General features: G+C 45.5%; 29 protein-coding genes. 3 read left to right on the top strand and 26 right to left on the bottom strand.

Annotated features, from left to right (window positions below; all coding sequences use genetic code 11):
* Positions 1 to 86 precede the first annotated feature (86 nt).
* The 9 genes from PPM_RS06900 to PPM_RS06865 form a co-directional block, all read right to left on the bottom strand.
* Complete coding sequence (locus tag PPM_RS06900) at positions 87 to 1,298, bottom strand: rhamnogalacturonan acetylesterase (protein WP_013370050.1); 1,212 nt, start codon at positions 1,296 to 1,298, stop codon at positions 87 to 89.
* Positions 1,299 to 1,358: 60 nt separating this feature from the next.
* On the bottom strand, positions 1,359 to 1,841 hold the full coding sequence (locus PPM_RS06895; RefSeq protein WP_013370049.1) for a DUF2809 domain-containing protein: 483 nt from the start codon (positions 1,839 to 1,841) through the stop codon (positions 1,359 to 1,361).
* 194 nt (positions 1,842 to 2,035) lie between these two features.
* Positions 2,036 to 2,623, bottom strand: coding sequence for a GNAT family N-acetyltransferase (locus PPM_RS06890; RefSeq protein ID WP_013370048.1), 588 nt, complete (start codon positions 2,621 to 2,623; stop codon positions 2,036 to 2,038).
* Complete coding sequence (locus PPM_RS06885; RefSeq protein WP_013370047.1) at positions 2,620 to 3,333, bottom strand: HAD family hydrolase; 714 nt, start codon at positions 3,331 to 3,333, stop codon at positions 2,620 to 2,622. The genes PPM_RS06890 and PPM_RS06885 overlap by 4 nt, the downstream gene beginning before the upstream one ends.
* Positions 3,334 to 3,367: 34 nt before the next feature.
* Positions 3,368 to 3,538 carry a hypothetical protein gene (locus PPM_RS29570; protein WP_013370046.1) on the bottom strand — a complete coding sequence of 57 codons (171 nt, stop codon included), beginning with the start codon at positions 3,536 to 3,538 and terminating at the stop codon, positions 3,368 to 3,370.
* Positions 3,539 to 3,593: 55 nt separating this feature from the next.
* Positions 3,594 to 4,151, bottom strand: coding sequence for a hypothetical protein (locus PPM_RS06880; RefSeq protein WP_013370044.1), 558 nt, complete (start codon positions 4,149 to 4,151; stop codon positions 3,594 to 3,596).
* Between the two features lie 59 nt (positions 4,152 to 4,210).
* Positions 4,211 to 4,606 carry a hypothetical protein gene (locus PPM_RS06875; protein WP_013370043.1) on the bottom strand — a complete coding sequence of 132 codons (396 nt, stop codon included), beginning with the start codon at positions 4,604 to 4,606 and terminating at the stop codon, positions 4,211 to 4,213.
* Between the two features lie 145 nt (positions 4,607 to 4,751).
* A complete protein-coding gene (locus tag PPM_RS06870) occupies positions 4,752 to 5,837 on the bottom strand; it encodes a saccharopine dehydrogenase family protein (RefSeq protein WP_013370042.1) in 1,086 nt (361 codons plus the stop codon).
* Entirely contained in the window at positions 5,824 to 6,639 is an 816-nt protein-coding gene (locus PPM_RS06865; RefSeq protein WP_013370041.1) for a class I SAM-dependent methyltransferase, read from the bottom strand. The genes PPM_RS06870 and PPM_RS06865 overlap by 14 nt, the downstream gene beginning before the upstream one ends.
* Positions 6,640 to 6,814: 175 nt before the next feature.
* Between PPM_RS06865 and PPM_RS06860 the strand changes: the two genes are divergently transcribed.
* Positions 6,815 to 7,906 carry a LuxR C-terminal-related transcriptional regulator gene (locus PPM_RS06860; protein ID WP_013370040.1) on the top strand — a complete coding sequence of 364 codons (1,092 nt, stop codon included), beginning with the start codon at positions 6,815 to 6,817 and terminating at the stop codon, positions 7,904 to 7,906.
* Between the two features lie 77 nt (positions 7,907 to 7,983).
* Here the strand turns inward: PPM_RS06860 and PPM_RS06855 are convergent, their stop codons facing one another.
* From PPM_RS06855 to PPM_RS06775, 17 genes are all read right to left on the bottom strand, one after another.
* Positions 7,984 to 8,163, bottom strand: a complete 180-nt coding sequence (locus PPM_RS06855; protein ID WP_013370039.1) for a hypothetical protein — start codon at positions 8,161 to 8,163, stop codon at positions 7,984 to 7,986.
* A gap of 76 nt (positions 8,164 to 8,239) precedes the next feature.
* Positions 8,240 to 9,241, bottom strand: coding sequence for a sugar kinase (locus PPM_RS06850; protein ID WP_013370038.1), 1,002 nt, complete (start codon positions 9,239 to 9,241; stop codon positions 8,240 to 8,242).
* The gene (locus PPM_RS06845) at positions 9,238 to 10,299 is read right to left on the bottom strand and encodes an SPFH domain-containing protein (RefSeq protein ID WP_013370037.1); all 1,062 of its coding nucleotides are present in this window, start codon (positions 10,297 to 10,299) and stop codon (positions 9,238 to 9,240) included. Before PPM_RS06845 ends, PPM_RS06850 begins: the two co-directional genes overlap by 4 nt.
* 229 nt (positions 10,300 to 10,528) lie before the next feature.
* On the bottom strand, positions 10,529 to 11,299 hold the full coding sequence (locus PPM_RS06840; protein WP_013370035.1) for an alpha/beta hydrolase: 771 nt from the start codon (positions 11,297 to 11,299) through the stop codon (positions 10,529 to 10,531).
* Positions 11,300 to 11,417: 118 nt separating this feature from the next.
* A complete protein-coding gene (locus PPM_RS06835; protein WP_013370034.1) occupies positions 11,418 to 12,440 on the bottom strand; it encodes a FecCD family ABC transporter permease in 1,023 nt (340 codons plus the stop codon).
* Positions 12,433 to 13,440 carry a FecCD family ABC transporter permease gene (locus PPM_RS06830; RefSeq protein WP_013370033.1) on the bottom strand — a complete coding sequence of 336 codons (1,008 nt, stop codon included), beginning with the start codon at positions 13,438 to 13,440 and terminating at the stop codon, positions 12,433 to 12,435. The genes PPM_RS06835 and PPM_RS06830 overlap by 8 nt, the downstream gene beginning before the upstream one ends.
* A 10-nt stretch (positions 13,441 to 13,450) precedes the next feature.
* Entirely contained in the window at positions 13,451 to 14,431 is a 981-nt protein-coding gene (locus PPM_RS06825; RefSeq protein ID WP_013370032.1) for an ABC transporter substrate-binding protein, read from the bottom strand.
* Between the two features lie 167 nt (positions 14,432 to 14,598).
* A complete protein-coding gene (locus PPM_RS06820) occupies positions 14,599 to 15,282 on the bottom strand; it encodes an HD domain-containing protein (protein WP_013370031.1) in 684 nt (227 codons plus the stop codon).
* A gap of 3 nt (positions 15,283 to 15,285) precedes the next feature.
* Positions 15,286 to 16,056, bottom strand: a complete 771-nt coding sequence (locus tag PPM_RS06815; RefSeq protein ID WP_013370030.1) for a HEAT repeat domain-containing protein — start codon at positions 16,054 to 16,056, stop codon at positions 15,286 to 15,288.
* A 198-nt stretch (positions 16,057 to 16,254) separates the two neighbouring features.
* Entirely contained in the window at positions 16,255 to 17,289 is a 1,035-nt protein-coding gene (locus PPM_RS06810; protein WP_013370029.1) for an NAD(P)/FAD-dependent oxidoreductase, read from the bottom strand.
* 257 nt (positions 17,290 to 17,546) lie between these two features.
* On the bottom strand, positions 17,547 to 17,996 hold the full coding sequence (locus tag PPM_RS06805; RefSeq protein WP_013370027.1) for a hypothetical protein: 450 nt from the start codon (positions 17,994 to 17,996) through the stop codon (positions 17,547 to 17,549).
* Positions 17,997 to 18,021: 25 nt separating this feature from the next.
* Entirely contained in the window at positions 18,022 to 18,543 is a 522-nt protein-coding gene (locus tag PPM_RS06800; RefSeq protein WP_014599563.1) for a GNAT family N-acetyltransferase, read from the bottom strand.
* Between the two features lie 55 nt (positions 18,544 to 18,598).
* Positions 18,599 to 19,090: an 8-oxo-dGTP diphosphatase gene (locus PPM_RS06795; RefSeq protein WP_013370025.1), complete on the bottom strand. Its 492-nt coding sequence runs from the start codon at positions 19,088 to 19,090 to the stop codon at positions 18,599 to 18,601.
* 93 nt (positions 19,091 to 19,183) lie between these two features.
* Complete coding sequence (locus PPM_RS06790; RefSeq protein ID WP_013370024.1) at positions 19,184 to 19,645, bottom strand: hypothetical protein; 462 nt, start codon at positions 19,643 to 19,645, stop codon at positions 19,184 to 19,186.
* 11 nt (positions 19,646 to 19,656) lie between these two features.
* Positions 19,657 to 20,085 (bottom strand): GNAT family N-acetyltransferase, encoded by a 429-nt coding sequence (locus PPM_RS06785; RefSeq protein ID WP_013370023.1) that lies wholly within the window; start codon positions 20,083 to 20,085, stop codon positions 19,657 to 19,659.
* A 233-nt stretch (positions 20,086 to 20,318) separates the two neighbouring features.
* On the bottom strand, positions 20,319 to 20,672 hold the full coding sequence (locus PPM_RS06780) for a FlxA-like family protein (protein WP_013370022.1): 354 nt from the start codon (positions 20,670 to 20,672) through the stop codon (positions 20,319 to 20,321).
* A gap of 84 nt (positions 20,673 to 20,756) precedes the next feature.
* Positions 20,757 to 21,524, bottom strand: coding sequence for a hypothetical protein (locus tag PPM_RS06775; protein ID WP_014599561.1), 768 nt, complete (start codon positions 21,522 to 21,524; stop codon positions 20,757 to 20,759).
* Positions 21,525 to 21,809: 285 nt separating this feature from the next.
* Here PPM_RS06775 and PPM_RS06770 point away from each other — a divergent pair, with 285 nt between their 5' ends.
* Both PPM_RS06770 and PPM_RS06765 read left to right on the top strand, forming a co-directional pair.
* Positions 21,810 to 22,385, top strand: a complete 576-nt coding sequence (locus PPM_RS06770; protein WP_013370020.1) for a class I SAM-dependent methyltransferase — start codon at positions 21,810 to 21,812, stop codon at positions 22,383 to 22,385.
* A 15-nt stretch (positions 22,386 to 22,400) separates the two neighbouring features.
* A complete protein-coding gene (locus tag PPM_RS06765; protein ID WP_013370019.1) occupies positions 22,401 to 23,006 on the top strand; it encodes a DedA family protein in 606 nt (201 codons plus the stop codon).
* Positions 23,007 to 23,079 lie beyond the last annotated feature (73 nt).

The following is a 23,079-nucleotide window of genomic DNA, read 5'->3' as shown; positions in this document are numbered from 1 at the left end:
TAAAGCCCCACCCAAGCCTAAATCATGCTGGGTTTGGGTAGGGCCAGCTTATTTTCTGAGTATATCATGGTTATGGAAACTCGGTGCTATTGCAGATTCTCTGCCTTTACATAAGAGGATAGAGGAATATTCAAATCACGAACCCCTTGGGCTACCAAGCGGGCTATTTGCTCCGCACCATACTCCTGAAAATGTGTATCATCCTTCACGCCATCAGGAAATGCAGAATACACACCTGGCTCCAAATGTAAAAATAGTGGAAGTGTTCCTTCCAGGCCTAATGTATCATAGTAGGCTACACTCAATTGACTAAGATCGACCAGTGCAACACCCGTCTCTGATGCTGTTTCCTTCATGGCCTGCACATATTCCGGGAAACTAATCCGAAACGAAGCACTTGCTGCATCATAATCGCGGCGGCCTACAGGAGTAATTAGCACAGGTACCGCACCGCGTTGAGTGGCTCCTTGGATGTACGTTTTCAAGTATACTTTGTAATCGGCCGGTGAAACATAACGCTCCTGATTATTGATCGCGGCATCATTATGCCCAAACTGTATGAATAGATAATCTCCTGGACGGATATTCCGTAAAATATCATCTAACCGCCCTTGAACCAAAAAAGTCTTCGTGCTACGTCCACCAATAGAACGGTTCACAAAAATAGTCTCATCTGTAAAGAACGGCGCAATCATTTGCCCCCAGCCTGCCTGAGGCTTCATCGAGGATTTATAGGTTTGAACCGTAGAATCTCCCGCAAGGTATACGGAAGGATGTTCTCCAGCCGTTCGAGCTCCCTTGGGAGTGATAACCAAAGCGTTGATCTTCGCTTCATTTCCTGAGAAATACAATTCGAGCTGACCGTCGATGAGTGCAAGCTCAAACCCAGCCTCGACAAATTGTCCTGCTGTTTTGGCAGTAGGCTCTACTTTAACAATGGATTCGGCTTTAACCATAATGTCCGTGTTTCCGGCAATATCTCCGGCAATCAGAGAAAGCGTGTAATCCGCAGGTGGTAAATTGACGACAAATGATGAGCCTTGAACACGAACAAAATCTGAGCGGATAGCATCACTTCCACCACGATTCTCTCCATTTACCTTGGAAAGATCGGTAAATCCATAGCCACGCTCAGGCGTGTAAGCATCCTTAGCAGTGACCTGAGTGTAGCCGTCAGCCACATCCCCAGGACCAAAATCAAAACGAAGAGGCGCCGCAAGCTGCTTTTCCGCTAATGCCTGCCCTGGAATAAGTATGGTTGCAAACAACAAGCTGAACCCTACGCATAACCCAATCATCTTACCGAACGACCTGTGATGCTTTCCCTTTTGTTTCAAGCGCAACCCTCGCTTCTCAGATTATTTGAGTGGTTTGTCATCGTCCATACGTCTATTGATCCCCACCAGCCTTTGGCAGCCCTGGTCCAGTACCCAGGATACCACAATACCAACCGTGTACCTGATCAGATCCACGGTCAGAAACCCTTTGCCAAGCACTAGGCCGCCCAGGGTGGTCGCCCGAATGTGGTTTATCCAGGGAGTCTGGTACATCTGACTGAATTCAATAGCGAAGCAAAACAGCATACTGCCCCAAAGGGCTATAGACAACTGACGGTTCACCCACAACATTCTCAGCCCAAAATAAATCATGCATGCCCACAAGGCATCCCCAAAGTGATTGGCAACGAATGCAGGTAACTGGGTGGAGAAAGCCCTGCTTCCCAAGCCCAACAAGATCATGACCAGCACGGCAACCAGATACGCAGCGCGAGCCTTCCAGTGGAACTTTTCCTTTATTTCCTGATTAATTCCCCTACTGCTGCTCTTACTAAATTTTCTCATACTAAATTACCTTTCCTAACACCGGAAAATACCTGCCAAGCTTCTAATAAAACTTCGTAAAGCATCCTCTTGGGATAGCGCTTGCAAGATTGCTGAACCTTAAGCTGATGTCACATTGTATGCACACCAACTTGTCTGTATTTTTCGTCATATTATGAATCATATAAGCTCCCGCAATATCGTACAATCGCTTGCTAAAATTCAATACCACGTACTTTCGCAAAAACCATATGGTGTACCATATTCCCCTCTTCATCACACTCGACATTCCTTAAAATCCCCTCTAATGTAAAACCTGCCCGTTCCGCTACCTTGGCGCTGCGCGTATTTCTGGAATCACAAAGAATCTCCAACCGATTAGCATGTAAATGCTGTATGGCAAAATCCGTAACACCATGCACGGCCTCTGTTATAATACCTTTGCCAGTCCATGAGGTTCTGAGCCAATATCCAATTTCAAATCTTCGTGCATCCCAATTCATTCGATGCAGACCGCTGCTGGCTACAAATTGTCCTGAAGCCGTATCAAATACGTACAGCACCATGTCAGACCGATCCAGAAATTTAAGTCTGGCTTGGCGTGAACGGATTTCAGATTCCTCTACCGTAGGGAGATTTCTCGCAAAAGGAAGCCAAGGCCGCAGCTCATGTACACTCTCGCGTATCGCCTCATTGACCGCCGCACCATCGCCCCACTGTGGAGCACGTATGGTCAATCGCTCCGTCTGGAATTGTTCCGGGAACGATAACAGAATGGGATTCGGTTGCTGCTCCCTACTCATGATGCCCCCTCCTCCATATTCGATGGATAGCTGAGACGATCCAGCCAGCCAGTGATTTCACGTAGACTCCCAATCTGATGATCCGGTACAATGTCCATTTCATTCCACGTCATAAAGCCTTCCAGCCAGATGGTATGCAGCCCTGCACTTTGCGCACCACGAATATCATTCGTCGGATGATCGCCTACGTAACAGGCATGACCAGGTTCGGCAATGTCCAGCTCTTTCAGTGCCAACTCGAAAATACGAGGATTAGGCTTCTCGACGTTGACGCCACCCGATACGATAATGGAATCCACATAATCTCTCAGCATAACCCGGTCAATCTTAGCCTGCTGTGTACGGAGTGAGCCGTTGGTAATAATACCAAGCTTCAAGCCCCGAGACCGTAGTTCGGACAGCACTTCCTTGGCTCCGTCCATCAGGACCGTAAACTTATGAAATTCACCGTACCAAAAGCCTAGCATCTCCTGTACTGTCGTATCGGGATTTTTCAGTTTCAGGTCTGCATGCAGCTCGGTATACAGTTCCCTCTTATCTCGATACCCGTCTTGATCCGCCAGACGTATTCGCTCAACGACAGCCGCACGGCTGGCTGGTTCTTCTGCCACAATAAATCGTTCTATAAAACGCTCCGTATATGCAGCAAATGCCTGTTTGCGATGAATCAGTGTATTATCCAGATCAAAAATAATGGCTTCTATAGACATAACGAGCTCCTTTCTGTCGGTAAATTTATAACGATCAGCTTGAGACGAATTGAAGAACTCCGATCACAAGAAGCAAGAAAAAAATAGACAAGAAAATGATGACCATATACTTCAGGATTTTGCTAGAAGTCGACTTTTGTTCGAGTTTTGTCTCGATTTGGGTTAGCCTTTCCTTGATTTCTTCCAAATCCTGTTCCATCGTCACCTTATGCTCTCCTTCCTTTGCCTCGACTTATTTAACTTCCTAGCGATTCGACGCTTCAACTACATAAATCACTCCAAAAGCGAACTGTTTTTACGGCCTCAAAATCAATCTGTTCGTAAGTCTTCTCTCCAAATTCCTGCTTGAAATATTCCTGCAAACTTTCTCCATACACGATAATATCCGTTTGATACACTGAAAATACCGGATTTCCTTCTTCACAAGGCTGCTCTGGGATATATCGGTGACCATAGATGGGGATGAGCTTGGGCACGTGCAAAAACTCACGTTTACACGTATCAATGGCTTCCTGCAAATCTGTTGGTCTTTCTCCCCATTCGGAAGGCCAGAATATATTCTGCTCCACATCAAAAATCATACCTTCGAGCGGCCAATTCAGCCTTTCCCAAATGACACCCATTCGCTGTGGTGACGTATCTCTCCAAGGAATAAAGCTTTTACCGATTGGAAGAACGTTCATCAGCAGCTCTCTTAAATCGGGCGGAAAGTGAATATCATACCTGTCTTCGACTTCAGTAATCTCCTGGGTGGATAAGCCTGGGGTTAAGGTTACATCGTCTTTACGTAATAGATCGATAATATAAGCGACATCCATCTTCGATTGAACACCTCTATTCGCTGTCTGATTGCACCTTCTGATTGAATTCTAGCAGCTTAGTCGAGCGGATTGGTCAAGAGGCCTACCAGACTTGTAACTTCAACTTCACCGACTCGGCGTGGGCCTTCCATAAAATATCCCCTAGTTCCTACATGTATCCGGTGTCGGTGTACCTTTTCCCTCATTTCTCCAAACAAAATCCACATTCTTGCCTGACCTTCCCGGTGAACCGGGTGCCTGGTATCCATGATCAATTGACCCTCTTCATCTTCAAACTCAGGATGTATTGCATAAATTCCCGTTGTTGTAATATCATCGCCCTCATAGGAAAAATCGCAGCGATAACCCTGAATAGGCAGTTGTTTCCTGCCTCCTTCTTCCGGTGTGTAAAATCGATATTCTACTATAAAATCGTGCGGATGCTGCCTACTATGTTCATAGGGATTCCACATTTCATATCATCCCCTCTGGTCTTTCCCAAAAATATGTACTTCCTTCTAGTGTAATCCAATAGGAAAAGAAATCCAAGACCTATCCGCAAGGCATTGCCGAATAAGCTTGGATGATATGAGAGTCCTTTTTTCAGATATATGACTTTTATACTTGCTGTCCGTTCACCTGAATATCTACGTCTACCTGCTGTCCCAGCCAAGCCCGCATGCGATTCCACGAAAAAATCTGCTCCATGTGAAAAACACCATATGGAAGTTCTGAACGATACAGGGCAAGCGCCGCAAAGACGGCGGCTTTAGCAGTCAAATCAGACTGATGATGTCCCCTTAGCCTGCATTCAACCCTCGTCTCCTTGCCATTGCGAGTTCCTTGGGTGTCTACCTTGACCGCTACAGCATTTCCTCCTAGATGCACTTTGCCAAAGCTGCGAACTACTGCATCACGAACAGTTGGCTGTCGGAGCAGACCTGATATTCCTATCGTCCGGAGCCCTGCCAAAAGACGGGTGGTCAAGCGCGAATCGAAGCACAGGCGTGTGCTGACTGTAGGAATATTGAGCGTACGTGGAAGTGTCTGCTGATCCGAAAAGGGAAACCGATACGCCCGATGACGACCCACTCCTACACCAAAGTCTGCTACTATGCCGTCAGTAAAGCTTCTTCGAGTCACTGGACGTCCCTGTTCTATCACCTCCAAGTCGGTATGAATCTGATCTACAGTCCACTCAATCGCAGCCTGACCGTGTTGATCACCCAAGCCCAGCATCAAAGATATGTTCAATTCATCCGTCTGATCCATGAGCTGTGTCGCTTGCAGAGCCAATAGATTGGTTAGCCCTGGAGCTAATCCTACACTTAACAATGCAGTGACCTGATAAGCTCGGGCCTCCTGATGACACTGCTCCACCTGACTCAAAAAGGCCGCATTCGCAGTAATATCCATGTAATGCACGCCATGCTGAAGACTGGTGCGTACCAAGGTTGTATTGTCCTGATCCAGACACATAATAATCATTTTAGCTTGCTCTAATATCGACGGGTCTATGGGTTCATGAATATCAAGCTGCAAAGGTCGTATCTTGCCATTCGATTGTTGGCTGAATGCAGTGGCACGTTCCAGACTACGGCCTGCGGCAAATACCTTGCCAGGGAACATTTCACTTAACTCTGTGCATACAATTTTCCCAACATGCCCATACCCGCCAATGATGATGATATTATCCTTTGTCATAAGCCGTCTCTCCCTCTTTAACCGCAAACCATGCATTCACTAAAAAAGCACCATAATACCGGATAATGCGAGTAAAGCCTGCATCTATCAACAGTTCCTGAATTGCCGCATTGGACACCGGGTTTGACTCACGACCGATAGAAGCAGCGAATCGTTCCCAATCCTCCAGTGAAATACCCTGACTCAGCATATGGCCTTTCCACGCCTGCATTTGGATGGAAAAAGAAGGATCCTGCGGATTCCCATTAATAGAAGCTAGGCAAAAAGGCGCACCCGGCTTGAGTCGACCGGATATCTGGCGCAGCAATGCCTGTTTATTTTCCAAGCTCTGAAGAAAATGAAGCACCAGCAGGCAGGTAGCAGCGTCATAGACCGGTTCTCTGCATGACTCTTCGCTGCGCTTTTCGTACTGTTCTTTAGGTGATTTTCCAGACAACTCTTCCAACGTACCTGTAACAAATGATATTTTTGAACCGATGCCCGCTTGTGTCACACGTTGACGTGCCAAATCCAGCATGTGCTCAGAGGGATCAACTGCCCTAAAGGACCATGCCTCATGCCGCCCTCCGAGCGTAATCAGTTCCTGACCGCCCCCAGCTCCGACAATCAGCACATTCGGATCAATATTTTTGTTATGAGCCTGCACTTCAAGCTGTGCGGTTATCAAACAATCTGTCATCTCATACAGATGGGTATATCCAGGTATTTTTAAAGCAATCGTATCCGCGTATTTATGCACATTCGGATGATTCCAGCTCATAGGTTGATTTGAGTCGGTATTTCCAATATGGGGTTGCTTCATATGTGCTCTCCTCCAAACATTTAGCCTTGATCTTCAACGACCATTCGTTTATTGTAGATTTAATTAAGAATCATTCTCAATTATATAGACAATACGAATATCCAAACCATCCCACAAATGTGGGATTTAATAATCGCGCTTTGAGAATCTCCAGCTTTCACGATAGGAGTAAAGGATGAACGCACATAATACACCATTTGCACAGCTTAAGAAGAATCGACAACCAATCATGGAAATGGGAAGTAAGTCACCCTCATCCCCCACCTACAAGCACACGCTAATCGACCGCTTGCGTACTCAGATTTCTTTTGATGCGGCGTGCTGTACCTCAGTAGATCCGCGAACGCTGCTTTCCACGGGGGCATTTACGGAGTCGGGTGTAGAGGGCATTCACAGCAAACTACTAGAATACGAATATCTGCACGACGATATCATGAAATACGATCAATTGGTGCGAGAGGGGCAGTCCATCGCGACGCTTCATGGGTCTACACAAGGCCAGCCGGATCGCAGCACACGTTTTAGAAATGTTTTGCAACCCGCCGGATTCGGAGATGAGCTGCGTGTTCCATTTATGTACAAAGGAAGCTGCTGGGGATTTCTTACGTTGTTCCGCCACCATGGAAAGCCTGTATTCAGCACGGAAGAGCAACAACTGCTTGAAGCATTAGCGCCGTCCATAGCCTACCATCTGCGTCAAACTAGTGTCAGTGTATCTCCAGTCTCCGCAATGATTATGGAACATGAACTGGAGCCAGGGGTTCTGACGCTTTCCACTCAACTAACCCCCCTCTCGTCCAATATAGTAGCAGAACAGTGGCTAAAGCTGCTTCGGCAGCAAGAGGGAATCCATGATGGCGAGCTGCCAGCCTCTGTCCGGGCGGTAAGCTTGCGAGCGCTATCCACTTCTACTGCACCAGCCAGACTATGTATCCCTTCCGCTGATGCTGAAACCCCTTGGGTCACGATCAGAGCCACTCTCCTGCAAGGCGGACGCGAGCATATGGGCGAGAAGCAGTTGGCCGTATGGTTTGAGCCTGCTAAAGCAACTGACATGTTGCCGCTTATGGCTGAAATCTACTCATGGACTGAACGAGAGAGACAGCTTGTACGGCTCATTGTCCAAGGCTTTTCTACTAAGGAACTGGCAAGTGCACTTCATATTACGGCCTACACGGTGCAGGATCATCTGAAAGCGATTTTCTTGAAAACAGAGGTAAGCAGCCGTCGTGAGCTAGTATGGAAGGTATATTCCAGATTTAATTAATATTTGTAAAAAAAGACAGATGACCCGGTTAAGGATCATCTGTCTTTGCATCACTGCTCTATTGAGACGCAAGAGTCTTATTTCTGCGAAGAGGATTTCGTATCATCGTATGATACTGGTGAGGGCTTCGCAATCCATTCATCAGCCTCAGGCTCGATATCCACGCCGTTGTCTAGCTTCGTTTTCTCCATCAAGGAATCTCCGTCCTCGTTCTTCTTGTTGCGGATTTTCGCTTCGTCTTGAGTGTGGTCGCTCATGTTGATTCCTCCTTTTTAATTTCATCTGATGGTTGTACCTTACTCATAATTACCCATTGCTGTCCTGTACAAACCTCTACACGACCAGATGCCCTTTTTTCTCCGCCGGTCCAATGGTCGCCTCAATGCCAGCATTAAACTCCAGAAAGTCGCTTTCCACTCCATCACTAAAAATAACTCCATTCTCCGGCATCTGCGAAGCAATGCGCAGCGGTCTTTCAACTGCCACCTGTCCAAACACCAGCTCCGCAGCAGTCGTCCGACTGGGAAACGGTTCTCTCACCGTAAAATAAAGCGATGGCGAGCTCCAGGTTGCACGATGATCCTGTCCCATTCCTTCTACTGTCCCCTCCTGACTAAAAGCAGCACCTGACACCAGGTGATCTGGAGTCAGCGAGACCGGATGCCGTGTAGCACTGCCGACAATACCGGCCGCTCCAGCCAGCACACTGGTCAGCCAGCCTGTCGCCCCCAGTCCCGTGGAAACGATAATACCGCTGGACGATTGCTGCTCTACCTGATCCTCCAATCTCAACTCATATCTCGCAGAAACATGAGTTTTGCGCCCAATGAACAAATCGTTCACGGCATATAAGGATTGGCCATCATTCAGTTGGGCCTTAGCCAACGTAACCTCTTTAATCGGCCGTCTGTTCACGAACACATCCGGCACCACCCAGCGCAGATCAGATACAGTAAATGGCAGCAATACCCCGTCCCAGCGCAATGGATCTGGATTCACGCCGATTAGCGGCTGCTCGGTCAAATATTTTAACGTGTTGGCTACCAGCCCATCCTGACCCAGTACCACCACCGTATCCTGTTCACCAAAAATAAAGTTCGGCACATGCTCCCGTTCCACAATCTGCACACGGCCCAAGGCCGACAACTCGGACGTTGCCGTTGCCACCGCCCTGCGGTAATTTTCATCCTCCAGCACATAATCACTGAAATCCGCACCAAGCCGTTCCATAAAGAAGCGAGCCTGCTGCACCGTATTGTATCGGACAATCAGTTCCTCCAGTCGCGTTTTACGCTTCACCAAAATAATCTTCTGCTCTGTCATTCGGTTGTTCATCGTGCTCTTCCTCCAGATCCTCTCGATCCTGCTGATCCGTTTGTTCCCATATCTGACATGAGACCTTGTAGCAGATCCGGTGTAATATTCAACTGACCGATTTTCCCTGCATTTTCTGCGAGCTCCTGAAATGCGATCGCGATCAGCTTATCCGGGCTCATATCCATGTTGGCCATAGCTTGAAGCACGTTGGGCTCGACATCCTGCAACGATTTCATCACCGCTGTCAGCTCATAGGCCTTGGCATCGGCTTCCGCCTTTTTATTCGTTACGGTCAGCTCAATCAGTTCGCGTTTTTTCTCTTCCAAGGCCGTGTCGAACCGCAATTGCTCCTCCTTCATCTCACTTTGCTTTTGCTTTACGGAACGCTCGGCATCCAGTTGGGTTTCGCGGATCTGCCTTTTTTTCGTCTCCACTGCAATTTCCGTATTCAGCTCATTTTCCTTTACACGGCGCTCCTGCTCAATGGATGCGTTACGACGCTCATACAAAGCGTGATCCGCATTACGAAGAATTTCCTCTCTCGCCTGCGCTTCCAGTGCTCTCATCGTCTCCTTATTGGGTAAAATCGCCAAAATGGACAGCCCCATGACCTCAATGCCCAGTTTCTCCATTTCTGTATGCTGAGCAATATCCTTCGTCATGTTTTGGGCCAGACGTTCACTGGACTGAACTGCTTCTTTGAGTGGGACACGTTCCAAATACTTTTTGGTAAGCACCTTGGCAATGTTAATCACCCGTTGGGCCAGCTTGCTTGGATCGTCCGAAATGTAGCGCCGTTCCTTCAAATCATACGTGTAGTTTAAAATCTGCGTCGTTCTGCGGTAATCCACAATCCGATAAGTCAGTTGTCCCTGCACTGTCACTGCCTGGAAATCATTCGTCATATCTTCAAACATGAACGGTACATCAATGGAAGAGACCGGCACGACGACGACCGAGGTGGTCGGGGCGTAGTAATAAAAGGATAACCCGACACCCTCTCGAACCACCTTCCCGTTCTTCACCTTCATGACATATTCACTGGGTTGAAATTTAACAAAATTAAATCCAAACATCGTCGCTTCCTCGCTTTCTTTATCGTATCCACCATCTTGTTAATTATTAATTGTTATTATCAATTTGTTATTAACAATAAAATAACACAACTAAACAATAATATCAATATGACATTTACAAAAAAATAAAGGCTGCTCCCCTCCGATATGCTCGGTTGGGGAAACAGCCTCAGATTTCTTGCATTTTTTTAATAAAAACACTTTCAAAAATGTATACCTATCTGCATATTTAAATAGAATCACTAGCAAAACGAACCGCTCTGCTAACCAAGACCGGCAGCACGGATATATGACCTTCGTCTGCAAATTCCCGGTACTCTACGTGTAGTCCTAGATTGTCCCTAGTCGTTAGACGCGCAGCTAAGTCCCTGGCTTTTTCCTGCATGCCACTAAAATGCCCAGCCTCTAACTCCCCTACAGCAATCAACAGCTTTTTAGTCCAATGCTTCTGAGCTATAGAAGCTACAAACTGTTTCTCTTCATCCTTAATAGCTTGTCCACCCCAGTGTATAGACGGACTTCCCGCCACATACACCTGAAAAGAGTCTGGTCTTGTAAACAGGGTATGTAATACGAACAGTCCTCCAAGCGAATGCCCGAAGATCGTCTGTCGGCTGCGGTCGATAGGAAAATCACGCTCAATCATAGGCTTAAGCTCATCTTCAATAAATGATAAGAAATGCTCGGCGCCCCCGCTTTCTATAGCTGCATCTTCGTTTGGCTTTATTGGAAGCTCCACAGCCGTCCCCGGCAGTGTAAGATCGTAATATCGTGAAGGATGAAATGGAGCCTCTGTTGGATAGCCTATTCCTACAATGATAGCTGGAACAACCCCTGTTTTTTCGGGCCGTCTACCCTGAACGCGCACTGCTTCCACCATGGTTCCAAAAACAGAATTGGCATCCAGCACATAAATAATAGGATAACCAGATACAGGAGGTTCCTCGGCAGGGATGGCAATATAAATATGATACTCACGGTTTTCAGCCTGCGAGTGCATCACTCGATGCTGACTACGAGGAACGCATACGGCTCCGTGAGCATCGCTGGAATGATTAGCTTGCGTAAATACGCTTTTAATGAGAATAACCTCCTGTAGAACCTGAATTCTAATGAAATCAGGCCGTTTTTTTCATAAGCAAGACTACAAAATATGGGACCCCGATCACCGCAATAATCAGTCCAACGGGAATTTCCGCAGGCGCAACTACCGTTTTGGCAATAAAATCAGATAATAGCACCAGTACCATACCGACCATACCGCATACAGGAATCACAAAACGATGATGAAGGCCAACCAGCCTTCTGGCGATATGAGGAGACAATAATCCTACAAAGCCTATTCCTCCCGAAACAGACACACAGGCACTCACCAGTCCAATGCTGGACAACAGAAGAATAGACTTTTCCTTTTCGGTCGCAACCCCGAGACTTTTAGCTGTATGTTCATGCAATTGAAATAGATCCAGAACATATGACTTCAGCCAAATAACAGGAATTAAAATGACGAGCCATGGAATTACGGCAGCAACCAGCTTCCAATCAGCACTCCAAATACTGCCCGACATCCATACTGTCGCCATCTCGAAATCCGAGGCTTTCATTTTCAGCGACAGATATAAGCTTAAGGAACCGAAGCCAGAGCCAATCGCGATACCTACGAGAAGCAGCCGCTGCGGATCCAGACGACCTGCTTTCCAAGCAAATAAATAGATCAGCAGCGCAGCCATCAAACCTCCAATCAAGCCGAAAAAGGGCATAGCCAGCGCTGCAGTCCAGCCGGTTGTTTCCATTTGTCCCTGGTAAAAGAACATAAATATGACGATGGCTGCCCCCGCCCCTGCGTTAATGCCTAAAATGCCGGGATCGGCCAAGCCATTTCGTGTAACTCCCTGTACTGCCGCCCCAGCAATCCCCAGACCTAAGCCGACCAAGGCCGCAATCACAATACGCGGTAGCCGAAAATCAAAAATCACCAAATCCAACTGCGGAGTAGGGTGAATACGGAACAAGGTCTGAATTACTTCCTGTAGGGTCATGTCGAACTCTCCATGGGTCAGACTGACATAGGAGGCTGCTAAAATGAGCGCAGCCCCGCCTGAAAGGACGAACCACAGACGTTTCGCACTGATTTTACGCATGCTCTCCCCCTCCTTTTCTACGTATTAAGTACAGAAAGAAAGGGATGCCAATGACCGAGGTAACCACACCAATAGGCGTTTCAAACGGATAATTAAGAAAACGGCTCAACACATCAGACATGCCCAAAAAAAGACCACCGATCAATCCAGAGCATGGAATGACCCAACGGTAATCTACACCGATTAAATATCGGGTAATGTGCGGAATCAACAAGCCAACGAAGGCAATTTTTCCTGCCAGCGCAACAGAAACACCTGTCAGCAATGCTACACAGAGCATGGCCCCCAGCTTGACCGGTAATGCCCGCTGTCCCAGCCCTGTGGCCACGTCGTCGCCCAGCGACAATAGTGTTATTGGCTTGGCCAGCAGCATCGCTCCCACAATTGCCACAAGAGCTAAGGGAATTGCCAATTGAATCATATCGGGATCCATCTGATGCAGACGAGCGTTAAACCAGAAGCTTACATTTTGCGATACATTAAAATAAATGGAAAGAACGGCCGACAGGCTGCTTAAAAACGTGCCGATGATCGTTCCCAAAATGGCCATACGAACCGGAGCAAGACCGCCGGGAATCATCCAGGCTAAACCAAACACAATAGCCACTCCCAAAGCAGACCCCACAAAAGAACTTCCGATCAGGCCCATCGAAGTGGAGTTTGGCGCGAGAATCATCATTAAGGTGATCACAAATGCCGCCCCATCCGACACGCCCATAATTGAGGGTGAAGCCAAGAAGTTCCGCGTCATTCCTTGCATAATGGCTCCTGAAATCGCGAGAAAAGCACCGATTAATATAGAGCCGACCGCTCTGGGCAGACGCGAGTTTAAAACGACCTGATGATCCACATTCCCAGCATCAAAATGAAAAAAGCTAGCAGTTACCGTCTCCCATTCTATCGTTTTGGCTCCATACATCACAGACAGCAGTAGCGTTAATACGATAAATAAGGGAGAGACGAAGATTACAACATAAGGAGAGATCAACTTTTTTCCCATGTTCCTACCTTTACTGCGAAAGTCGGTTCATAACCGCTTCCAAAAAGGCAAGTTTGCTCCATGAAGTACCACCTTGAGCATTGGGATCTACAATATTGACGAAGGTTTTCCCATTCTTAACGGCATTGATGCTGCTCCAAATCGGATTCTTCTCCAAATCTGCCAACGCCTGCGGTTGATCCTTGTTCTCTCCTTCAGAGAATTGCACGAACAGATAATCCGGGTTCATATCAGCCAATTTCTCCAGAGAAACCGCCTCTTGTGCTTTAACTGTATTTAACTCTTCCGGTACTTTAGCTCCTAGATCAGCATACAGCGAAGGATTGAAATATACATCTGCAGGATATACATACAAATTGCCTGTACGAATCCTTACCATGAGTACCTTTTTATTTTCCCATATTGGCTTTAGCTTCTGTTGGGCCGCTTCCGCATCTTGCTTGTACTTATTCAGGATCTCTTTCGCTTTCGCCTCTTTGCCCGTAAGTTCTCCCAACATTAATAGATTCGCTTCCCAGTTCGTTGAAATATGGGATACTGGAATCATTGGAGCGACCTTACCTAGCTGATCTGCCACCGCAGGCCGAAATTTAGAACTTCCCAGAATTACATCCGCTTTCAGTTTGAGGATCGTTTCAGCGCTAGGCTGCATTCGGTCACCAACGTCTGTAGCTCCTTCCATTGCTTTCTCCATGAACTCAGGGAATTTCCCGCCCGAGGTAACCGCCCCAGTTGGTTTCACTCCAAGGACAGCCGCATCTTCCATCGCTTCCAGACTAGCTATAATAATATGATCCGTTTTGGCCAGCTTATAAGTCTTATCTAGATATGTAATCGTCTTGGCACTTTCTCCGTCAGAAACAGACGTTTGTGTCGATGCATTGGTATTCTTTTGGGCTGAGCTATCCACCTCCTGTACCTTTTCACCACATGCCGTCAACAGCAAACTTGCCGATAACAAGGTACACATCCATACTGCAAATTTCTTCATGATCTAAAAGACTCCCCTCTACCTACTTGAATTTATAGATAATAATTATCATTATCATTGATAACTATTATCAATAGTAGGAGAGAAATCGGTGTATTGCAATATTTTTTCTAATATTTATTAAAAAGAGAGCTGACTTCTCCTGGAATCATTGCAATTAGGAAGCATCAGCCTCCCCTGTTCTGTTGGATATCATTCACATTCCATTCTCTATAGAACTGCTCCAAATACATCTCCATCCATTGATGCCGGACCTCCGCTAGCTCTCGGGCATAAGTGGTGTTCATTAAATCCTTGAGCTTGAGCAGCTTTTCGTAAAAATGGTAAATAGCACTTTTACCTGCGGCGCGATATTCATACTGTGAATAGTCCTGACCTGGTTCATGCATGATACTGCCCTTTGAGCCTGCATACATAAAGGTTCTTGCAATCCCAATCGCTCCCAGGGCATCCAACCGATCTGCATCCTGTACAACCTGACCTTCCAGCGTTTCCATAGGCGGGTTTTGTCCACCATTGTAGGACATTGTAGCAATAATGGTCATTACGTGTGTGATCACGTCCGGATCGTTTACATGCAGATGCAGCCACTGCTCAACTTTATCCAGCCCCGCTTGTTTGGAATCATTCAATTTTTCATCCGCTACATCATGCAACAGTGCTGCCAGTTCACACACGAACGGATCTGCACCTTCTTTTGCAGCGAGTTCAATGGACAGCTTCCTCACCCGGTCAATATGCCACCAATCGTGACCACTGTGGTCATGCTCCAACTGTTGCTGTACATACGGCTCTGCCTTTTGAATGATATTTACCCTTATCGCTTCCTGTTGCTCTGTTCGTCTGTTCATAAGTCACCTTTCAATCCCGTCTATATTTACTATGTGAGAGGTTGGTTTATTTTTTATATGCTTGTCCATTTGCTTAGTGCGAATCATCGAGAGCGCCTTACGGGCTGCCAGCTTCCCATTTGGGCTTCCATGCTTCACTACTTCTTTTAATATTTCGGTCGCTGGTTCATACCCATGATATCCCAAAAGAATACATGCACGTTCCTGTACATACATATCTTCATCATCCACATAGGAAAGCAATGAATCCACCTCACTGACAGGAGTAATCGCCATTAAGCTGTAAAGAAGCTGACACCTCACGTCATCCTCCATAGATGAATCCTTTTCCAGTATAGCCTGTAATTCATGCATACAGCGAATATCTTCTGCTAGTTGTTCGGTGCTTATGTTCTCGTTAGACGGGTAATCCTTATGCAGCTCTTCCCAATCGAGCTCCGGTTTTTGCTCCAACTCTGCAATCAACGAAGCCGCACTTCGGTATATCGGTGACAAATCTGTTTCCTCGTGATTTATATAACATAATTTATATGCCAACGGTCCTTCTACATATAGGCCTACATAATTAGAATGATCATCCGTCCATAGAGGGACGATATGTTTGAACACCTCGATCTGCGCCATCCACTCAGTACTCTCAGCAAGCTCCTGTTCACTCAGTAATCGTAGCTGAACCTTGTGCCCTTTCTGCTTCTTACTATGGATCAGTAAAGCTTCCAGCGTATCGTCAGGCAGATAAATCGCTAGACGCTCAAACACCTCTCGTAAGCTCATTTTTTCACACTCCTAATCTTTTCTACTCCAAATCTACTATTTAAGTCCCGAAAAAGACAGGCTTTCTTCATTTTATTCTATATGTGTGTGGCATCCAACATTAGGTCGAGAAGTCCTTAACTATGCAAAAAAAGAACCTCCTCAACCACATCAGCTGTAGTTAACGGAAGTTCTTTATTAAACACTGATTCCCTTATCTTACTCCAAGACACCAAGCTCGCGGTTTTTTTCCTTGAATCGGCTGTTATGAGAAGATACATATGCCGCTTTGTCAGCTGTCGGATCAATGTACAGCTTGGCGCTGTTGAGGGCAAGGGCGGCGTCTGTGAACGTACCTGCAATCAGATACAGCTTGCTTCCGTACTCGACAAAATCGCCTGCAGCAAAAATCCCCGGTAGATTCGTTTCCAGCTTGTCGCTCACGCGGGCATGCCACTCTCCCATATCCAGTCCCCAATCTCGCAGAGGACCGAAATCGGATTTTAGACCATGATTTACGATAACTGCATCAACATTCAGTATCTCTGTTTCGCCCGTATCTACATGATTGATCGTCACCTGCTCAATCGTCTCTCCGTTGTTGCTATGTAACTGACCTACCGCGTAAGGTGTGAGAACACGAACCGAAGAGGATTTCATACGGGCTACATTTTTCTCATGTCCGCCAAAATGATCCCGACGATGTACAACTGTTACACTCGCCGCAATAGATTCCAGCTCATTCGCCCAATCTACCGCCGAGTTGCCTCCACCGGAAATCAGGACGTGCTTGTCCCGGAACGGCTCCAGCTCTTGTACGGTATAATGCAGATTTGTAACCTCGTAACGGTCAGCGCCTTCAATCTCCAGTTTAGCCATTTTGAGAATACCATAGCCTACGGCCAGAACGATCGTACGCGTCCAATGCTGTTCCCCTGTGGCAGAAGTCAGCAGGAACGTACCATCTTCTTGCCGATCCAAACCCGTAATCTGTTGCCCCAGTACAATGGTAGGCTCGAACGTTTTTGCCTGCTGCTCCAGCTGGTCGATCAGCTTTTCACATAAAATCGGGGTAACGCCTCCAACATCCCATATCATCTTCTCAGGGTATATGCGCATCCGTCCGCCTAGCTCATGCTTGGCTTCGATCAGCTTGGTTTTCATATCTCTCATTCCACTGTAAAACGCGGTATACATACCGGCAGGACCGCCGCCGATGATCGTTACATCATATAATTCCAAGGACTCTGTCACTCTGCAACTCTCCCTATCATAACTTAATATGTCTGCTTCTATTATAAGTGATAATAATTATCAATATCAATTAAGAAATAAAAACATATCTGTGACAGAGGTTTTTGTGATTTTGGAACTACATTTTATACAGTTATCTGGCTATTGCTTTTGTTAATCCGCAGCTTAACCAAGTATTGATCGTACATTCTGTGCTTGGATATGATCGTAAATTCATGCATGGAAGAATTCATATGTTCATTTCCTCCTTCATCTTTTCAGCTGTATTTTTTGAAAAAGTCACTTCCGTGGATTATCCAATATTGTTCAGCAGGAGGGACCTCTTCCAAAAAGTTCTGATATTCCCCTTTCCAGCCCACCGGGACATAGTGTTCAAAAGAAGCTGGCTCTGGAAATAGTGAGTAGAGAATTTTCTGGTCAAAATCAACATATAAAGCAGGACAGAATTCCAACACTTCATCCTTATGCTGGATTGCATCATCTAGCATCTGGAGCATTGTAGTGAGTTCTCCCGTAGCCACCTTATATTCACAGATGTGTTCCAAAAATGCTCCCGCTGTAGTCTCATCCAAAATAGCGATACCAAACCGTTCCTCCATCTCGGTATTCAAAAACCAATACTCTCTTTCCGTCACATACCAATTCCATTGTCCCTGAAAAACGACACCGACAATAATATTTTGTGCATATTCAGGCCATATTTTCATGAGCTTTTGTGTTCCCCTCCCTCACTTACAGCTCGATCCAAAACCGGTTTACACGGTTTCCATCTTCCTCTATGTAATACTTGTCTGGTGTTCCGCCGTTTCGCAGAATCGTTCTTTTGGAACTGATATTATCGGAGTCGCATACGACGAGGGCTCTGGAAACACCCAACTCTTTTGCTTTGCCCAATGCCAGACTCAGCATAGTCACAGCGTACCTGTTCCCTCGTGCAGAAGGACGGATACCATAACCGATATGACCGCCAGCATTTAACAAATGCTCATTAAGATCATGACGGATATTCACTGCTCCGACGACCTGGTCATCTGCATCCATCAGCCAGTATGTCGAACTTTTAACCCAGCCTTCAGACAAGCCAATTCCATTTTTCTGTTGATTTAAAAACGTCAGCATACCTTCAAAATCATACGGTTCTATAGAAATCACCCAAGGCACCATTTGCTCCTGGCTTTTTTTCCATTCCTCATAAAATGAAAGATAAGTATCCTTCCAGCGCCGATCCGGCTCAACCAATCTTACGGTCTGCATCCCACTCACGACCTCCTCTTTAAGCGCTCCATATATCTACTAATGGTCGTCATCTCTACACCCCATAGTTCTTAGTCGTTGCTTCCAGAGTTTCATCCGTCTCCGCAAGCCACACAGAACTAACCTCAAACGTCCCCGGCTCGAAAAACAATGGGAATCTCCGCTTAAACCAATCCTGCATCGGCAAATTTAGTGCTTCCTTCATATCCACCCACAGCAGATCTCCCTCAGGGGGATTCTTTAATAGTTCACCTTCCGTTGCTGTAGCCAAATAGTTAAAGACCATATATCTCAGCCCTTGATTTGGATCACAATATTCGTCGATTCCTTTAAATACAATTTCCGTAACCGTTAAGCCCGTTTCCTCCTTTACTTCGCGAATGGCTCCGTTCACAATGCTCTCTGGGAACTCTACTTTTCCTCCTGGAGCAATATAACCTGGAAACCCCTTTCGATTGGGTCTATTCATAAGCAATACCTTGGTTCCGTCTTGAATCATGCACATGGTATATATTTTGTGTGTCACTTCTGTAGCCAATCCAATCATACCTTTCTTTATTCGCGATTCTCTATGATCTAGCTTTTGACTTTCTCACCGACATATTGTAATTGGTTAAATATAGTATTCCAATCAGAACAATCACAGTCCCTCTTCAAACAACTGCATACCTATAATTTCAAAGGAGACACCATCGCCTGCTTTAACGTGGATATCACCATTCATTTCTTCCGAATCTAAAACAAACGTAGCATCTCCTACAACAATCTCCAGACATTCTATCCCGCCTGCTTCGCCTTGCATCACTTGTTGTATCATTCCTTGAATCCAATAGTCGCCTAGCTTTGGTTGAGGGCGAACAACGCCTGTCTTTTCAGTAGGCCTCAGTCTTCTGAACCCTTCTATACTGGATTGAGAAATCTCAACCGAAATGACACAGCCAGGAATTAACTTGTCCAAGCTTTGTTTATACGGAACAACATACGCATATCCCGAGGTCAGTTCACACCAAAAAGATGTCCAGTAGCCGTATACTTTTTCCTCGCCAATACTACGAATGATGATCTTTTCATCTTTATTTACTTCCTTGATCTGTACGCGCATATTCGGAGTCCTCAGTAGATATTTTTCTTATAATAATAGTGTTTAAAGCCTCTAGGAGCCTCCTCAATGACACCGACTACTTCATACCCATGTTTCTCATAGAATTCAGGCGCTTGAAAAGAAAAGGTATTTAGTTGTATAAAATTACATCCTTTATCTCTAGCCATTTGTTCGATTTCATCAAGCAATTGCGAACCGTAGCCCTTTCCTCTATGGACCTGATCTACCCACAAAATATCAACCTCCACCCAGTTCCAACATAGTACACTTAGAAGACCGCCGATGACCTGACCTTCTCCATTTTTGAGCGTAAGATTAATCTCTTCATATTGGGTTTGAATATCTACTGGGACGTGTGTTGCATTAAACTCAATCAACTTGTTTCTGACGAAACGAGCTTCATCCTTACTACTTCGACTCATTTGAGGTTCCAGCGTCATGGCTTAAATCCTCCAATTTAGAATGTATACTAACACTACTGATTCAATCTATAAAATACTAAAGTTAGAAACCTTTCATCTTCCCACTGTTATTTATTGTATATACTTTTCTAAGTTTAGTCACATGATTCATTTTAACCCGACGTAAACGCAAAAAAGCAGGCTCCCTATGAAACAGAGAGCCTGCTGTCTTTTGTATCATCGTCAGGCTTACAGAAGAAGAGATGGGATGATCAGATAGAAATATCCAGTGATTTTCCAACCCCAGTAATATCACTGCCATTCGAGCTGCTGGCGCGAGTCATTTCCATATTGCTTGGAGCGGACTTTTCCATTTTTGGTGTTGACGTGCTGCTGGATTGAGAACTTTGCTGTGCAATCTGGGCTTCAATTTGTTTAATTTGCTGCTGAAGCTGCTTCATTTTTGTTTCTTTTGTATCTTTATTATCTTTGCTTTGTTGTACCTTGTTGTACTCTGCTTCAAGCTGAGCTTTTTGCTTTTCCAGACTGGCTGTATTGTTGGCACTGGATGAAGATGAAGTACTTGCAATAGATATAGAATTGCTGGAAGTCGCTGAAATATTCATAGAAAAATTCCCCTTTTTAAAAGTTAAGTTTGAGTTACAGATGTGGGCTAACCGGTTTTAAGATACGCTATTGCACCCTAAAGATTATGACGAAGCTGATACAGATTGTTCGAAAATCTTGGCGATTTTATCGAATAAAGCCGATATTTCCTCATCTGTTTCTGCAGATACGGAGCCGGATAGAAGCTCGGAACTCAGGACGTTTTGCAAATCACTCAGTAAGGATCTTTTTTCATCTACCGTAAGCTCTTTTTCAGATGTAGTGGTGTTATCCTCTTGATTGGTAGTCGCCTGAATATTCCATGCAAATGGGGGCATAATTCCACCCATCGCCTGCATCATTGGAGGCAGACCACTGCCATCAACTTCAGGTCGGAATGAGTCATCTTCAGGCGGCGCAGGGCGATTATTTTGGATGGATTCTGCTATCTTATCGAATAAATTGGATACTTCCGCATCTGTTGCTGTCGAAAGATCCACCCCGGATAACAAGTCACTGACTGCAGCCAAAGGATTTTTCGTACTGTTGTTGATTTCATTCGTTTCAGATAAAGCACTTGAAGACGTTAAGTAACTTTGTAAATCTGACAACAACGCTTTCTGTTCATCCGTAGTCAGCGCCACAGTATCCTGGTCGTACTTGTAGTCATAACTGTAGTTTTCCGAAGGAAGTGGAGCCTGCATACCCCCGGCATATTCCATAAATTCCGCACTTAATTCGAGTGAATCGTTAGATTTCTTGTGTGTGGTATGCCCCGTGTTATTTAGTCCATTCTCATTTGACTTCAGCGTATTCGAATTATCGTAGGAAGTCGAAGTCTTGATGAGATGCCTATTAATGGATAGTGACAAAGTAGATCCCCTCTCAATGTACATAGTGTTTTTAGCTGCCCACCTCTCTTTCATCGGTAGCAAAACTGAAGGCAGCCTGAGGGAATGCTGAATGATAACTGAATGAATACGGACTGAGCCATACGTACTCTTTTTCTTTTTCCTAGACCATAGTCAAGGAAAGACCCCTCCGCAGGACGGGGAACTGAACCCTACTCCAGACAGGAGCAAGTAAAGGGATAATTTGTTACTCTTAGCAGAGAATAAATGAACGTATATTGAAAATTGAAGGTAGGGGAAAGGTGTATGATCCGTATTAGTCATTTGGTTCATGAGAGACTTATGTTCCTATTCAAATTTTTGTACTCACCTGCATATGTAGGTAGCGTAACACCCAGTTCCAGATTTTTAGCTAAAAATATGATAGAATCCATTCCATGGAGTGAAGTTCATGCCGTGGCTGAGCTCGGGGCTGGAACAGGCGCAATTACCCAATACATTCCGTCTACGACAAAAATTCATCCCAAAGTTCTGCTCTTTGAGAAGGACCCGACCATGCAGCAGAGTTTAAAAAGGAGATTCCCGAATTATCTGTGCTATTCCGACTCGCGTGAGCTTCAGCTTGCTATGAAAAATGCCCAAATTGAACAGCTCGACTGTATAATCAGCGGGCTGCCATTCTTCAACTTTCCACAAGCGATGCGAGATCAAATCGTAGAACAAATTCATCTATCACTTAGGGATGGAGGAATGTTTGTTGCCTTTCAATACTCTAAACAGATGAAGCAGCAGTTAGGTGAATGGTTTGATATTGAAGAAATCAAGTTTGTACCTATGAATGTTCCACCTGCATTCGTCTATGTATGCCGAAAGAAAGCTTAAGAAAGGAGTATGGGGATGGATGTTGAATATTTAATTTCCATTATCGAACAATATGGCTATGCAGCATTATTCTTCTCTCTATGGCTCGGAATTGTGGGACTGCCCATTCCAGACGAAGTTATAGTGATGACTGGCGGGGCCGTAACAAGCATGGGGATACTTCATCCGTTACCTGCTTTTTTAATTGTATATCTTGGGGTTGTATCAGGCCTATCCTTAGGTTATGTGTTGGGCAGAAGCTTGGGTACACCCATTTTGGATCGTTTGCGCCGAAAGAAAAAAATGGACAAGTATATTACTTTTTCAGAGAATTTAGTACATAAGTATGGAAACTTCACGATATGCATCAGCTACTTGCTGCCAATCGTTCGCCACATTGTCCCTTATATTGTGGGGATCAATAAAATGAGCTTCAAACGCTATGCCCTCTTCTCTTATTCAACGGGCTTGATTTGGACGCTAATCTTCTTCCTGCTCGGACGTCTCTTTGGTGACCATGTACAAGCAGCAGGAGAATTGATTCATCGTTATGGCTTGCAGGTGGCATTGCTTCTCATCATGCTGACAATTATATTTTTTATAATGAAATTTGTGTGGGGGAAGAAAACAACGGAGGAGTAAAGGTTGAGTCTATTCGGCATGTTCATAAATTTAAAAGTTACCTGTCGTGCCACTACGCAGACGGATGGTGCTT

Source organism: Paenibacillus polymyxa M1 (assembly GCF_000237325.1).
Classification (GTDB): domain Bacteria; phylum Bacillota; class Bacilli; order Paenibacillales; family Paenibacillaceae; genus Paenibacillus; species Paenibacillus polymyxa_C.
The sequence above is the reverse complement of the archived record's forward strand: the minus strand, read 5'-3'. Positions and strand labels throughout refer to the sequence as shown.

Bases quoted from the DNA above. Each gene is read 5' to 3' on its own strand.
- PPM_RS06825 (WP_013370032.1), bottom strand. From the start codon at position 14,431: ATGAAGAAATTTGCAGTATGGATGTGTACCTTGTTATCGGCAAGTTTG.
- PPM_RS06865 (WP_013370041.1), bottom strand. From the start codon at position 6,639: ATGAAGCAACCCCATATTGGAAATACCGACTCAAATCAACCTATGAGC.
- PPM_RS06880 (WP_013370044.1), bottom strand. From the start codon at position 4,151: ATGGATGTCGCTTATATTATCGATCTATTACGTAAAGACGATGTAACC.
- PPM_RS06890 (WP_013370048.1), bottom strand. From the start codon at position 2,623: ATGAGTAGGGAGCAGCAACCGAATCCCATTCTGTTATCGTTCCCGGAA.
- PPM_RS06850 (WP_013370038.1), bottom strand. From the start codon at position 9,241: ATGAACAACCGAATGACAGAGCAGAAGATTATTTTGGTGAAGCGTAAA.
- PPM_RS06770 (WP_013370020.1), top strand. From the start codon at position 21,810: ATGATCCGTATTAGTCATTTGGTTCATGAGAGACTTATGTTCCTATTC.
- PPM_RS06855 (WP_013370039.1), bottom strand. From the start codon at position 8,163: ATGAGCGACCACACTCAAGACGAAGCGAAAATCCGCAACAAGAAGAAC.
- PPM_RS06790 (WP_013370024.1), bottom strand. From the start codon at position 19,645: ATGCGCGTACAGATCAAGGAAGTAAATAAAGATGAAAAGATCATCATT.
- PPM_RS06900 (WP_013370050.1), bottom strand. From the start codon at position 1,298: ATGATTGGGTTATGCGTAGGGTTCAGCTTGTTGTTTGCAACCATACTT.
- PPM_RS06820 (WP_013370031.1), bottom strand. From the start codon at position 15,282: ATGAACAGACGAACAGAGCAACAGGAAGCGATAAGGGTAAATATCATT.
- PPM_RS06875 (WP_013370043.1), bottom strand. From the start codon at position 4,606: ATGTGGAATCCCTATGAACATAGTAGGCAGCATCCGCACGATTTTATA.
- PPM_RS06815 (WP_013370030.1), bottom strand. From the start codon at position 16,056: ATGAGCTTACGAGAGGTGTTTGAGCGTCTAGCGATTTATCTGCCTGAC.
- PPM_RS06830 (WP_013370033.1), bottom strand. From the start codon at position 13,440: ATGGGAAAAAAGTTGATCTCTCCTTATGTTGTAATCTTCGTCTCTCCC.
- PPM_RS06840 (WP_013370035.1), bottom strand. From the start codon at position 11,299: ATGCACTCGCAGGCTGAAAACCGTGAGTATCATATTTATATTGCCATC.
- PPM_RS06860 (WP_013370040.1), top strand. From the start codon at position 6,815: ATGAACGCACATAATACACCATTTGCACAGCTTAAGAAGAATCGACAA.
- PPM_RS06795 (WP_013370025.1), bottom strand. From the start codon at position 19,090: ATGATTGGATTGGCTACAGAAGTGACACACAAAATATATACCATGTGC.
- PPM_RS06835 (WP_013370034.1), bottom strand. From the start codon at position 12,440: ATGCGTAAAATCAGTGCGAAACGTCTGTGGTTCGTCCTTTCAGGCGGG.
- PPM_RS06800 (WP_014599563.1), bottom strand. From the start codon at position 18,543: ATGCAGACCGTAAGATTGGTTGAGCCGGATCGGCGCTGGAAGGATACT.
- PPM_RS06885 (WP_013370047.1), bottom strand. From the start codon at position 3,333: ATGTCTATAGAAGCCATTATTTTTGATCTGGATAATACACTGATTCAT.
- PPM_RS06785 (WP_013370023.1), bottom strand. From the start codon at position 20,085: ATGACGCTGGAACCTCAAATGAGTCGAAGTAGTAAGGATGAAGCTCGT.
- PPM_RS06845 (WP_013370037.1), bottom strand. From the start codon at position 10,299: ATGTTTGGATTTAATTTTGTTAAATTTCAACCCAGTGAATATGTCATG.
- PPM_RS06780 (WP_013370022.1), bottom strand. From the start codon at position 20,672: ATGAATATTTCAGCGACTTCCAGCAATTCTATATCTATTGCAAGTACT.
- PPM_RS06765 (WP_013370019.1), top strand. From the start codon at position 22,401: ATGGATGTTGAATATTTAATTTCCATTATCGAACAATATGGCTATGCA.
- PPM_RS06895 (WP_013370049.1), bottom strand. From the start codon at position 1,841: ATGAGAAAATTTAGTAAGAGCAGCAGTAGGGGAATTAATCAGGAAATA.
- PPM_RS06870 (WP_013370042.1), bottom strand. From the start codon at position 5,837: ATGACAAAGGATAATATCATCATCATTGGCGGGTATGGGCATGTTGGG.
- PPM_RS06805 (WP_013370027.1), bottom strand. From the start codon at position 17,996: ATGAAAATATGGCCTGAATATGCACAAAATATTATTGTCGGTGTCGTT.